Source organism: bacterium, from assembly GCA_035703895.1.
Taxonomy (GTDB): domain Bacteria; phylum Sysuimicrobiota; class Sysuimicrobiia; order Sysuimicrobiales; family Segetimicrobiaceae; genus Segetimicrobium.
In genome coordinates this window covers 1-11,964 of record DASSXJ010000328.1, presented here as the reverse complement: position 1 = coordinate 11,964, position 11,964 = coordinate 1, and the positions used below count along the sequence as shown (strand labels likewise).

General features: G+C 67.2%; 13 protein-coding genes. 7 read left to right on the top strand and 6 right to left on the bottom strand.

Annotated elements, in window-relative coordinates; translation table 11 throughout:
- The 6 genes from VFP86_21740 to VFP86_21715 form a co-directional block, all read right to left on the bottom strand.
- A partial coding sequence (locus VFP86_21740; GenBank protein HET9002272.1) for an FAD-dependent oxidoreductase occupies positions 1-300 on the bottom strand: 300 nt, incomplete at its 3' end.
- A complete protein-coding gene (locus tag VFP86_21735; protein ID HET9002271.1) occupies positions 297-1,766 on the bottom strand; it encodes an amidase in 1,470 nt (489 codons plus the stop codon). The genes VFP86_21740 and VFP86_21735, both read right to left, overlap by 4 nt.
- 3 nt (positions 1,767-1,769) lie before the next feature.
- Complete coding sequence (locus VFP86_21730; protein ID HET9002270.1) at positions 1,770-1,964, bottom strand: hypothetical protein; 195 nt, start codon at positions 1,962-1,964, stop codon at positions 1,770-1,772.
- A gap of 14 nt (positions 1,965-1,978) precedes the next feature.
- A complete protein-coding gene (locus VFP86_21725; GenBank protein HET9002269.1) occupies positions 1,979-2,974 on the bottom strand; it encodes a hydroxyacid dehydrogenase in 996 nt (331 codons plus the stop codon).
- Between the two features lie 19 nt (positions 2,975-2,993).
- Positions 2,994-3,593, bottom strand: coding sequence for a Maf family nucleotide pyrophosphatase (locus tag VFP86_21720; protein ID HET9002268.1), 600 nt, complete (start codon positions 3,591-3,593; stop codon positions 2,994-2,996).
- 11 nt (positions 3,594-3,604) lie between these two features.
- A complete protein-coding gene (locus VFP86_21715; GenBank protein ID HET9002267.1) occupies positions 3,605-4,480 on the bottom strand; it encodes an LLM class F420-dependent oxidoreductase in 876 nt (291 codons plus the stop codon).
- A gap of 102 nt (positions 4,481-4,582) precedes the next feature.
- Here VFP86_21715 and VFP86_21710 point away from each other — a divergent pair, with 102 nt between their 5' ends.
- From VFP86_21710 to VFP86_21680, 7 genes are all read left to right on the top strand, one after another.
- Positions 4,583-5,752, top strand: coding sequence for a hypothetical protein (locus tag VFP86_21710; GenBank protein ID HET9002266.1), 1,170 nt, complete (start codon positions 4,583-4,585; stop codon positions 5,750-5,752).
- 107 nt (positions 5,753-5,859) lie between these two features.
- Positions 5,860-7,158: an ABC transporter substrate-binding protein gene (locus VFP86_21705; protein HET9002265.1), complete on the top strand. Its 1,299-nt coding sequence runs from the start codon at positions 5,860-5,862 to the stop codon at positions 7,156-7,158.
- A 79-nt stretch (positions 7,159-7,237) separates the two neighbouring features.
- Positions 7,238-8,086: a sugar ABC transporter permease gene (locus tag VFP86_21700; GenBank protein HET9002264.1), complete on the top strand. Its 849-nt coding sequence runs from the start codon at positions 7,238-7,240 to the stop codon at positions 8,084-8,086.
- The gene (locus VFP86_21695; GenBank protein HET9002263.1) at positions 8,083-8,904 is read left to right on the top strand and encodes a carbohydrate ABC transporter permease; all 822 of its coding nucleotides are present in this window, start codon (positions 8,083-8,085) and stop codon (positions 8,902-8,904) included. The genes VFP86_21700 and VFP86_21695 overlap by 4 nt, the downstream gene beginning before the upstream one ends.
- A gap of 18 nt (positions 8,905-8,922) precedes the next feature.
- Positions 8,923-10,008 carry an ABC transporter ATP-binding protein gene (locus VFP86_21690; GenBank protein HET9002262.1) on the top strand — a complete coding sequence of 362 codons (1,086 nt, stop codon included), beginning with the start codon at positions 8,923-8,925 and terminating at the stop codon, positions 10,006-10,008.
- Positions 10,009-10,012: 4 nt separating this feature from the next.
- The gene (locus VFP86_21685) at positions 10,013-11,296 is read left to right on the top strand and encodes a trehalase family glycosidase (protein ID HET9002261.1); all 1,284 of its coding nucleotides are present in this window, start codon (positions 10,013-10,015) and stop codon (positions 11,294-11,296) included.
- Between the two features lie 33 nt (positions 11,297-11,329).
- Positions 11,330-11,964, top strand: a 635-nt coding sequence (locus VFP86_21680) for a YidC/Oxa1 family membrane protein insertase (GenBank protein ID HET9002260.1), incomplete at its 3' end; no start/stop codon positions are given.

Here is an 11,964-nt window from a genome sequence, read left to right as displayed (position 1 = left end):
TTGCGCCGCGTTCTTTACCATAAAGAGGTACCCTACGGGGCGATAGCCGGGATCGACGCCGAACTCTTCCTTGAAATGGCGCAGCCGCTCCCGGGCCAGCAGGGACACCCGGACGTAGACCTCCGTCGTAAATTGACAGCGGAACCCGCCCGTCGCCTTGCCGGTGCTGCCCAATCCGGACGACCCGAACCGCTCCAGCACGAGCACGTCGCGGCACCCTCGCCGGGCCAAGTGATACGCGACGCTCGCCCCCATCACGCCGGCCCCGATGACCACGACATCCGCGGTCCGGCGGTTCACGAGCGGGGTTCCGGCTTTGACGGGATCGGCGGAGTCCGGCGGTGCCAGTCTGTGATCGACTGATAGGCCCGACCGAGAGCGATCAAAAGGGCCTCCTCGAATGGCCGGCCGACGAGCTGGACGGCCACGGGCAGCTGCGTGGTGCTGAACCCGCATGGAAGCGAGAGCCCCGGAATGCCGGCGAGATTGCCCGCGGGGACGAGCGCGACCCCCCCGCCGCCCCGCGCGCCACGTCGCGTCGAGCGCCCGGCTGCCGGCGACCGGGTTCGCCACTGAGGATCGAGCGGCTCGTCGATCCGACCCGCCGGCGCAAAGCGCGTGGGCGCGAGAATCACGTCGACCTCGGAAAAGATCCGGCGGAACGCATCCTGAAGCATCCGCCGCACCCGCATCGCACTCAGGTACTCGACCGCGGTCACCTCGAGGCCCGCGCGCAGCCCGATGGCCTGTCGCCGGTCCACAAGCTTCCAGACGCCCCCGCTCGCGATCAGGTCTCGAAACACGGACGACCCTTCGGCGCGGATAATCGTCCTCGCCGTCGCGTCGATCGGGAGCGCAGGCAGCGAGAGACGCTTCCACCGGACGCCGAGGCTCCTGAACGCCGCGATCGCCTCCCGCATCGCCGCCCGCGCCGACCGGTGCACACCCTCCTCGAAGTCGTCCCCGACGTACCCCATGCGTACCCCCGACCACCGACGGGCCCGGGCGTTCCGCATGCTGAATCCGCGCCCCGCCGATCCGGGATCGCGCGGGTCACCCCCCGCGATCGCCTCGAGCACCCACCCGCAGTCCTCGGCGCTTCTGCACATCGGACCGATCTTGTCCATCGTCCAGGCCAGCGCCATCGCCCCATAACGGCTGACCAGCCCGTACGTCGGCCGCAGCCCTGTCACTCCGCAGTTGGCGGACGGCGACAGGATCGAGCCCGAGGTCTCCGATCCGATCCCGAACGGGACGAGACCCGCCGCGACCGCCGCCCCCGTGCCGCTCGACGACCCTCCCGACCAGTGCTCGAGATTCCAAGGGTTGCGGCAGGGCCCTTGAAGCGAGGCCGAGGGATACCGGTATCCCCCACCCCCGGCCAGCTCGATCATCGCGAGCTTGGCCACGAGCACCGCTCCGGCCCGGCGCAGCAATTCGATCACCGCCGCGTCGTAATTGAGCACCTGGCGGGCAAAGGGAGGCGCCCCCCACGTGGTCCGCGCGCCTCTCGCCGCCAGGAGATCCTTGGCGCCGTACGGGATCCCGGTGAGCGGACCCTGTCCACGCCCGCCCTGCAGCCGCTGATCGGCTGCCCGGGCTTCTCGCATCGCGCGATCGTGCATGATGGTCGCCACCGCGTTGTAGCGGCCGCCGTGCGACTCGAGCCGGTTGAGCGCCGCGCGCGCGAGGTCGACCGCCGAGAACTGTTTGCGGCGCAGTCTGTCGCGGAGCTCGCTGATCGTCAGATAGAGCGGCGTCTCCATCGGCTAGGGCTGAAACACAAACGCGGGCTCGGTCGCGATCGGCACGTTCGCGTCCCTCAGTTCGTCCCCGGTCTGTACCTGATTCTTGCGCACGTCGCGCAACTCCGGGATCACGGACCGAGGATCGCGCGGCCCTCGCGGTGGGCGCGAGGGGGCGCTTTCGCGTGTGCGGGTCCTGGGGCGCTTCCGTGTCGGCATGATGTCCTCCTGAACTAGGCTTTGCGGCGGCGGTCCCATACCTCCGGGTTCACCAGCCGTGGCGGCCGGTCGCCCGCCAGCACCTGAAGCACTTGCTCGGCCGCCGACATCGACAGCCGACGGTTCGTTTCGTGGCTCAACCCGGCGAGGTGCGGGGTCACGATGACGTTGTCCAGCCCCAAGAGTGGATGGGTGGACGGCGGCGGCTCGGGCTCGAAGACGTCGATCCCCGCACCGGCGATCCGGTGCTCGCGGAGGGCTTCGTACAGCGCCTCGGGATCGACCAGGCCTCCGCGCGCGCAGTTGATCAGATACGCGGTCGGCTTCATCGTGGCGAGTTCCGCCCGGCCGATCATGTGGCGCGTCTCATCGGTCAGCGGGGCGTGCACGGTGACAAAGTCCGCCTCGGGGAGGAGCTCGCGCAGGCTTCGGCGCCGCTCGACCTTGGCCGCCGCGAACGGGCCATCGTCCAAGAACGGGTCGAACGCCAGCACGTGGTTGCCAAATGCCGCCGTGCACATCGCCGCGACCCGGCGCCCGATGAAGCCGAACCCGACGATGGCGACGGTCTTGCCCGACAGCTCCGTCCCCAGGTCCCGGCCGAGCAACTGATCGCGACACGCCCACCCATCGCCCCGCAGTCGCTTGTCCCCCATGACGATCCGTCGGGCGAGGGCGAGCATGAGGCCGACGGCGTGTTCGGCCACCGGGTTCGGACCGATCCCGACGTTGTTGACGACAGGCACTCCCGCCGCCGTCGCCGCGGTGATGTCGACATTGTCGACGCCCGCGCCGGCCGTGGCGATCACTCGGAGCCTGGGGGCGCCGGCGATCACCTCCTTGGTGATCCGGGCAGGGAGTCGGACGACAACCGCTTCGGCCGAGGCCAGGGCATCGACGAGACGATCCGGAGGCGCATCGGCGGGAACCACGATCACGTCGGCCCGGGCTTCGAGCCACTCCTGACCCGCCCGGTGCAGCATCCGATTCAGCAGAACAACCCGGGGCATGCCGCGCGCTCCTTCTCGCTCAGCCGTCGTGGCCGGACGCGTACGACACCGCGCCCATTTGGACCAGCGTGTCGACGGTCTCGCACAGGGGAAGGCCCACGACGTTTGTATAGGAACCTTCAATGCGCGCGACCATGTAGGCGGCGCGCCCCTGGATCCCGTACGCGCCCGCCTTATCCAGGGGGCACCCCGTCGACACGTACGCGGCGATCTCCAGAGGCTCCAACGCCTTGAAATATACGCGCGTCGTCGCGGCGCCCACGCGGACTCGATCCTCCATCGCATCATAGACCGCGTATCCGGTGATCACCTCGTGCGGTCCCCCCGAGAGTTTGCGCAGCATCCGCTCCGCGTCTCGCCGATCGTGTGGCTTGCCCATCACCTCGTCGCCGCAGACGACGACGGTGTCGGCGCCGATGAAGAAGCGGCCGTCGTGCAGCTCTGCGACGGCCCGGGCCTTGGCCTCAGCCAATCGCCGGACGTGATCCTGCGCGGACTCCCCTTGAATGAAGTGTTCGGGGATGCGGCTAGAGACCGCCTCCACCACGATCCCGGCGGACGCGAGCAGTGCCCCTCGACGTCGCGACGCCGAGGCGAGGATGATCGTTGGGTGGTGCACGGTGCGCCCGTTCACGAGAGCCGCAGGGCTTTCGCCAGGTGGCCGACCTGCGTCAGCGCCTCGGGCAACGTGAGTTGCCGGTAGTTGAGATCGGCCACCAGGACCTGGATCCCCAACGCGTCGTACCGGGATGCCAGATCTCGCGTGAGCACCACGGTCTGCCCCGGCCGGACCGCCAGCGTCAAATCGGTAAACTTCCGTCCCGCACGATCCGCAAATTCGCGGAGGCGGCCCAAGCGCTCCTGGACCTGCTCGGGCGAGAGATTCAACGGATGCCATCCGTCGCAGACCTCTGCGGCTCGGCGCAACGCCACATCGCCCTCGCCTCCGCCGAGAATCGGCACCCGTGGGCCCTGCCGGGGCTTGGGATCCATGCCGAACGGCGCCAACCGGTAATGCGCACCCTCGAAGTGGACGGGATCATCGGCCCAGCAGGCCCTGAGGACTCGGATGGCTTCGCGCATGCGCGGTCCGCGGTCCTCAAAGGACTGCCCGAGCAGCTCGAACTCCTCCTTGAGCCACCCGGCCCCGACGCCGAGCACCACCCGACCGCCCGTGAGATAATCCAGGGTGGCCACCGACTTGGCGACGACGAGGGGAGGACGCATCGGGAGCACCAGCACCGAGGTGCCGAGCCGGATCGTGCGTGTCACCGCCCCCACCCATGTCAGCGCCGTGAGGGCGTCGAGATACGGAATGTTGGGAGGCCACGGAGGCTTCCGATCGTCGCGATACGGGTACGCGCTCGAGGAGCGCTCGGGGATGGCGATGTGGTCGGTCACCCACACCGAAGTGAAGCCGAGCGACTCCGCGAGGGTCGCGACCGCCATCAACGCCTCAGAGGTCGCGAGGGGCCCGGCCCCAGGCAACGTGATGCCGTATTCCATACCAGGTGGGGGGTTGGCGAGGTAGGTCGCAATGTCCTCCCCCAGGCCGCATTCGAGGGAGCGTCTCGGGCATACACTCAAGAGAGAGGAGCCGCCGGAGCGATGGACCAGCCCGAGACGATCGACACCATTCGCCGCGCGTACCGCATCGCCGTGCGCGATCTCCGCGCCTGCTACAATCCCGACGGCATCGTGGCCGGGCGGCTGAAGTTCAATGCCTATTGGGCCCGCGATGGGTTCTGGGCGTCGTTTGGCGCACTCGCCCTGGGCGACCACGCGCAGGCGCTGGCGCAACTCGACACCTTCATTAAATATCAGTTACCGTCAGGGAAGCTGCCGGTCCGCGTGGAGTTCGTCGGGCATCACTTTACCGGCTACAACACCCTGCGAAGCCGCCCGAAGGTGGTCGGGCGCGCCGGGGGGATCTTTTCCGATCCGATCGATCCCAGCGCGCTGTTCATCATCGCCGCTCGGGAGTATCTCGAGCGGAGCGGCGATCTCTCATTCCTCCGGCGATTCGACCCGGTCATGGATCGGGCCATCGGCTGGCTCAACCGTCACGACCGGGACGGCGACGGGTTGATCGAGAGCTACTGGCTCGCCGACTGGATGGATTCGATCGTCAAGTTCAACAAGGTGTTCAATCTGAACGTGATCTATTACGAGGGCCTGCGGGCCTACGCCGCCTTGAAGACGATGAACCACGAGATGGAGGCGGCACAAGAGTTCACCCGGGCGGCCGCCCGCGTCCATGAGCGCCTGCAGATCTTCTGGACCGGCGAGTACTTCGCCGATTGGATCTGGGGGAACAGACAGGGCGGGTTCTCCTCCGACGGAAATGTCCTCGCGATGCTCTTTGGGGTGGCGACCCCCGATCAGGCTCGGTGCATCCTCGACTACATTCGCACCCGCCGGCTCGACACCGATACCCCGCTGCGAGTCTGCGAACCCATCTACCGATTCTGGCGGGTCTTTCCAATGTACTACCTCGCCGGGATCGGCGACTACCACCGAACGATGATCTGGCCGTGGCTCGGGACGCTCAACGCGGTCTGCAAGGCGCGGTACGGAGACCGCGACGGGGCATTTGCCGATCTCGCCCGCATCGGCACCTGGTTTCTCCGGCACAATGGGGTCAACGAAGTGTACGACCAGGCGGGGAAGCCGATCTCCCGGTCTTTCTACACTGCAGAGATCCCGTTTGCCTGGAACGCCGGCGCCTACGTCTATGCCGCCCACATGATCGGACTGGGAGAGGGGTTTCCCGTCTAGCCTGGCAGGGGTCCGCGCCCGGAGATACCGAAATACCCCCCGCACCAACCCGTTGGGGCGCGAGCGCCCCATCCATTTTCGTGCTGCCGGCAAAGGGAGGCGATCGAATGAGGTGTGGGCTGCTCGTGGCGTGCCTCGCCCTGCTGCTCGGTGCTGCGCCGACGTCCTCGGCTCCAGCCCAGGAGGTGACATTCACCTCGACACAGCTCACGCCCGTCGAGGAGCAGGAATGGGCGCGTACCACCCTCTTGAAACCCTTCGAAGATGAAAGCGGCATCCGCGTCCAGTTCGTCGCCGACACGGCGGGCCCGTATATCGACCGGCTGCTCGCGGAAACGAAGGCGGGGCGCGGTTCCGTGGCGGTCACCGGCACCCTCCAGGGGGACTACCCGCTGCTCGTGGCGCAGGGTGCGGTACGCGATGTCGCGCCGTTGCTCCGCGAGTTGGAGGGGCGCCGGGATCGCACCTTTGTCCCCGACGTCGTGAAGTCGGGGCAGATCAGCGGGATCCAGGCGTTCGTCCCGTGGATGCAGGCGACGTACCTGATCGTCGCCAGCAAGCAGGCCATGCCGTACTTCCCGCGCGGCCGCAACCCGCAGGCGATGACGTACGATGATCTTCTGCAGTGGGGCGAGAACATCAAGCAGGCAACCGGTCAGCGCCGGATCGGCTTCCCTTCGGGACCAACCGGTCTGTACGGACGCTTCCTGCACGGGTACGCCTATCCATCGTTTACCGGCTCGCAGGTGAAGAAGTTCAAGTCGCCCGAAGCGGTCGAGATGTGGCGGTATCTGCGCCGCCTGTGGGGGGTGAGCCATCCCTCATCGTTCCTCTACAACTTCATGCAGGAACCGCTGCTCTTGGGCGAGGTCTGGGTCGCCTGGGATCATGTGGCGCGCCTCTTGCCCGCGCTGCGGGACCGGCCCAACGATTTCGTCGTCCTCCCCTCGCCGGCCGGGCCGAAAGGGCGTTCCTACCTGGCGGTGATCGCCGGCCTGGGCGTTCCGAAGACCTCGCCGAACCCCGATGCCGCGGCGCGGGTGATCGAGTACCTGACGCGGCCCAAAACGCAGGTCATGACGCTGCAGGGGGTAGCCTTCTTCCCCACGGTGCGTGAAGCGAGCGGGGCGGTCGCCGCTGGCGGACTCAAGGCGATGATCGACGGCGTCACCGCGCAGGCCACCGCGCGCGACGCCCGGACCGCCCTCCTGCCGATCGGGCTCGGCGCCCGGTCGGGCGAATTCGTGCCGCTGTACGTGGACACGTTCCGGCAGATCGCCGTCCAGGGTCGAAAGATCGAGGATGTCCTGGCCGCCCAAGGTGCGAAGCTCGCGGACTTGTACCGCGCCACGAACGCGGCCTGCCCGCCGCCCGACCCCGAGGAGCGCCCCTGCCGGGTGGAGTAGCCTGCCCCTGAGCGCGGCGGGGAGCGCACCCCTCTCCCCGCCCCCCATGGCCGCGGCCGCGGATCGGTCTAGGCGTTCGGTGGACTGGCTGCCGTATGCGCTGCTGCTGCCCACCGTTGCCTTTCTCTCTGTGTTCTTCGTTTACCCGATGGTGCAGGCGCTCCTCATCAGCGTCCGCGGCGAGGACGGAGGCTTCACCCTCCGCCACTTCCAGGCCATGGCCCAAGACACGTATTTCGGCGACGCGCTGCGGAACAGCCTCGTGCTGACCGCGATCACAATCCCCCTACAGGTCGCGCTCGGGCTCGCGATTGCCCTGCTCGTCAACGCGCGGTTTCGTGGCCATGAGTGGTTCTTGTACGCCTGCGCGATCCCGCTCGGCATCTCCGACCTCGCGGCCGGACTCATCTGGCTTTCGGTGTTCACGGAGCGCGGCTACCTCAACGCCGCCCTCCGGGGGATGGGCTGGGTCTCGCAGCCGATCACGTTCCTTTCACCCGAACACCCTGGTTGGCTGTACGGGGCGATGATCGCCACTGAGGTCTGGCGGGCGACGGCGATCGTGATGATCGTCCTCGTCGCCGGCCTCCAGCTGATCCCGAAAGACTACTTTGAAACGGCGGATGTCTTCGGCGCCACCGGCTGGCGGAAGCTCCGCTACGTGACGCTTCCTCTAATGCGGCCCGCGTTGCAGACCGCCCTGATCATCCGCACGATCCTGGCGTTTCAGCTGTTCGCGACCGTCATCACCCTGGCCGGACGGATCGTGCCGGTCCTGGCCGGCGAAGCCTACTTTCAATACTCGCAGTACCGGAACCCCAACGTCGCCAGCGCCTACGCCGTGGTGATCATGACGCTGTCCATGGCGATCACCGTGATCTACCTGTGGCTGCTGCGCACGCGGGACGTGGAGGCGGCCCGCGGATGACAACCGCGGGGCGGCGCGCCCTGCTGGGGATTTCCGTCGCCCTGCTGACGGCGTGGGTCCTGGTGCCTCTCCTGCTGGTCGCGGTGGCCAGCCTGACGACCCGCTCCCAACTGTATACGTGGCCGCGGTCGATCATTCCGCACCCGTGGTCGCTGGAGACGATCCGCTTCTTCTTTCGCACGCAGGGCGTCCTCGAGTCCACCGAGCGCAGCCTGCTGGTGGCTGTGCTGACCATTCTCCTCTCCGTCCTCGTCGGAGCGCCGGCCGGATACGCGCTGTCGCGCTTTCGGTTCGCGGGCCGGGAGGGGTTTCGCCTGGCCATCCTTGCCACCAAGACGTTCCCGGCGACCATCCTGGCGGTGCCGCTGGCCGTGGCGTTCATCTCGTGGGGGTTGTACGACACGCTGCTCGGCGTTGCGTTCGTCCATACGGCGCTTGCGCTGCCGTTCACGGTCGTGATCACGACCACCGTGTTCATCGGGGTCCCATACGAACTCGAGGAAGCGGCAATGACGCTGGGATGCAACCGGCTCGCGGCGTTCCGGCGGATCGCGCTCCCGATCGCGCTGCCCGGTCTCGCGGCGGCCGCGATCTTCACGTTCGTCCTCTCGTGGAACGAGGTGTTCGCGGCGACCATCTTGACCGTCCGCAACCGGACGCTGCCGGCGTTGGTCATGAACTCGGTCGGAGCCCTAGGCTCGGGGGCACCCCTCGATTATCGCTTCGCCGCGGGTTTCTTCATGATCATCCCGGCCCTGATCATCATCCTGGTGATCCGGCGCTACCTGCTGACGCTGTGGGGAATCACCGTGCGATGACGCGGAGGACGGGTTGACGTGGCGACCATCCACTTGGACCGGGTGCGCAAAGTGTACGGAAAGGTCGTGGCGGTCGCCGACGTCTCCCTGGAGATCTCGGAGGGGGAGTTCGTCGTCCTGCTGGGACCGAGCGGCTGCGGGAAGACGACGATCTTGCGTTGCCTGGCGGGCCTGGAACATGTAGACGGCGGCCGCGTGATCATCGGCGGCCGAGACGTCACGACCGCGCCGCCGGCCGCACGCGGCATCGCGATGGTCTTCCAGAGTTATGCCGTCTTCCCCCACATGACCGTCTTTGAGAACATCGCCTTCGGGCTGCGCATGGGCCGCCTGCCATCGGGAGAAGTACGCGGCCGGGTGGAAGAAGGCGCCGCACTGCTCCAGATCGACCATCTGCTCGACCGCCATCCGGCCCAGCTGTCGGGCGGCCAGCGCCAGCGTGTCGCGGTCGCACGCGCCATCGTGATGAAGCCCCAGGTCCTGCTGATGGACGAGCCGCTCAGCAACCTCGACGCGCTGCTGCGGCTGCAGATGCGCGCCGAGTTCAAGCGGCTGCACCATGAGATACGATCCACCACGGTCTATGTCACCCACGACCAGGTGGAGGCGCTGAGCCTCGGTGAGCGCATCGCGGTCATGAGAGAGGGACGGATCGTCCAGTGCGACACTCCGGCCCGCGTGTACGGGACGCCGGCCAACCGGTTTGTCGGCAGCTTCATCGGCAGCCCACCGATGAACTTCGTGGAGGGGACGGTACGCGCCGGAGCGAGAGGTCGCGCGGTCGAGGTCGGGGGCGTGAGGATCCCGCTCGACCCGAACGCTGCGGCCACCGCCGCACCGGACGCGAGCGTGCTGCTGGGCGTCCGGCCGGAGCACATCGCGGTCGGGTTCGATAGCTCGGCCGACGCGATTCCGGGCCGGCTGGTGGTCCTCGAGCCGGTCGGCCCTCACCAGCTCCTGACCGTGCAGGCGGCCGGGGGATCGCTGAAGGTGACCGCGCCGGAGGAGTTTCGCGCCGACTCGGGGGCCCCGGTGTGGCTTCGACTCAATCCGGCGCGGATCAGGCTCTTCGACCCTCGCACGGGCGACGCGCTCGACGCGTAGCCGCATGACGACCGACGCGGATCTCATCACTGCAGCCCAGGACGTGCTCCGCACCAACGACCTCGGGGGCTACACGAAACCCAGCCCCCGATTGTATCCCCACCAATGGAACTGGGACAGCGCGTTCGCGGCGATCGGCTGGGCGCATGTGGACTGGGCGCGTGCGGTGCGCGAGGTGGATTCGCTGCTGGCGGGCCAATGGATCAACGGTATGCTCCCTGCGATCCGCTACAATCCGGACACCGCGGACTATTTTCCCGGACCGGAGTGGTGGCCGAACGTCCCGGTGCGCAGGAGCGGGGAGATCACGAACGGGATCGCGCAGCCTCTGGTCCTTCCGACGGCGGTCTATCTTGCAGGATTGCTGCAGCCGGTCGAAGGCGTGCGGCACGAGTGGTGGGCGCGGATTTTCGATCCACTGCGGGATGCGCTCCTGTACTTTCCCCGCCACCGGACGGTCGGCGGCTCGCCGCTCGTCGCCATCATCCATCCGTGGGAGAGCGGACTCGACAATAGTCCTCGGTGGGACTTCGCCGTTCGAAAAGGGTACCGGCCATCCCGCCCGTATCGGCGCCGGGATACGACCGTCGTCCACGCCGCGGAACGGCCGGTTGATGCGGACTATGACTTTTATATGTACTTGGTCGAGCAGATCGCCGCAAGCGGGTATGAGGGGGGCGCGCGACTTGCCGAAGCGCCGTTCGCCGTCTACGACGCCCTCTTCAATGCCATCTGGTATCTGGCGGCGGTAGACCTCAACCGCATCGCGCACGCCGTGGGGAAGGCCGCCGCGCTGAGCGAAACGGACCTTCACGCGTTCCACGACGCGTATCACGCGACGCTGTGGAATGAGGGGGCCGGGCTCTTCCGGGACTACGACGTGACGGGTCAGGCTCAAATCCCCGTCGACACGGTCGCCGGCCTGGGGGCGATTTGGGGAGGCCTCGTCGACGCCGGCCAGGCGGCATCGATCCTGGCCCAGTACCAATCGCGCAGTGCAGGGTGCCGCATGGTCCCGTCCACGCCTCCAACTGAGCCGGCGTTCGATCCCGCCCGGTACTGGCGCGGCCCGGCATGGGTCAACACCAACTGGTTCCTGGCCCGCGGGCTGGAAGCGCTGGGCCTGCGCACGGAAGCTCGGGGGCTCGCGGATGCGACCCTCGACCTCGTCCGCTCCGCGGGAATCTACGAATACTATCACGCCTACACGGGAGCGGGGTTGGGAGGATCCGAGTTCACGTGGACGGCGGCCCTCGGCCTCGATCTTCTTCGCCGCCCCATCACGTGACCTGGCGCCCGACGGCCGAGGAGGCCTCATTCGTTGAGTGTCCTTAATCCGATCGTCGAGACGTTGAACGCCGTCTTAAGATTTCTCTATGGGTTCGCGCATGACTACACCGTGGCCATCATTCTCCTCACGCTCCTCGTCAAGCTTGTCCTGCACCCTCTCACCCGCGTGCAGTTGCGCTCGATGAAGGCGATGCAAACCCTGGCCCCACAGATGGAAGCCCTCAGGGGCAAGTACCGGGATGATCCGCGGGCGCTCAACCGAGAGATGATGGCGCTCTATCGTGCTCACAACGTGAATCCCCTGGGGGGCATTCTCCCGACGCTTGTGCAGATCCCGATCTTGTGGGCGCTCTTCCAGTTGCTGGTCAGAAAAGGATTGTTCGGCGATGCCACCGTCTTTGGGATCCCCTGGATGCGTCTCGACGAGGCGCCGTGGAACAAGATCTCTCATGCCCTGCCCAACCACCCTGAGTGGCTCCTCCTGCTGGTGTTCCCCGCATTGGTGGCGATCACGACGTTGTGGCAGCAGCGATTGACCATACAAGACCCGCGGCAGGCAAAACTATTCGCTGTTATGCCGATCCTGATCGGCGTTTTCGCGGTCAATTATCAGATCGGGCTGTCCGTATACTGGATCGTGTCCACCGTTGCGTATATCGGCGAGTA

Excerpts from the sequence above, each read along its gene's own strand:
- VFP86_21735 (HET9002271.1), bottom strand. The coding sequence starts at position 1,766 with ATGGAGACGCCGCTCTATCTGACGATCAGCGAGCTCCGCGACAGACTG.
- VFP86_21730 (HET9002270.1), bottom strand. The coding sequence starts at position 1,964 with ATGCCGACACGGAAGCGCCCCAGGACCCGCACACGCGAAAGCGCCCCC.
- VFP86_21725 (HET9002269.1), bottom strand. The coding sequence starts at position 2,974 with ATGCCCCGGGTTGTTCTGCTGAATCGGATGCTGCACCGGGCGGGTCAG.
- VFP86_21715 (HET9002267.1), bottom strand. The coding sequence starts at position 4,480 with ATGGAATACGGCATCACGTTGCCTGGGGCCGGGCCCCTCGCGACCTCT.
- VFP86_21710 (HET9002266.1), top strand. The coding sequence starts at position 4,583 with ATGGACCAGCCCGAGACGATCGACACCATTCGCCGCGCGTACCGCATC.
- VFP86_21705 (HET9002265.1), top strand. The coding sequence starts at position 5,860 with ATGAGGTGTGGGCTGCTCGTGGCGTGCCTCGCCCTGCTGCTCGGTGCT.
- VFP86_21695 (HET9002263.1), top strand. The coding sequence starts at position 8,083 with ATGACAACCGCGGGGCGGCGCGCCCTGCTGGGGATTTCCGTCGCCCTG.
- VFP86_21685 (HET9002261.1), top strand. The coding sequence starts at position 10,013 with ATGACGACCGACGCGGATCTCATCACTGCAGCCCAGGACGTGCTCCGC.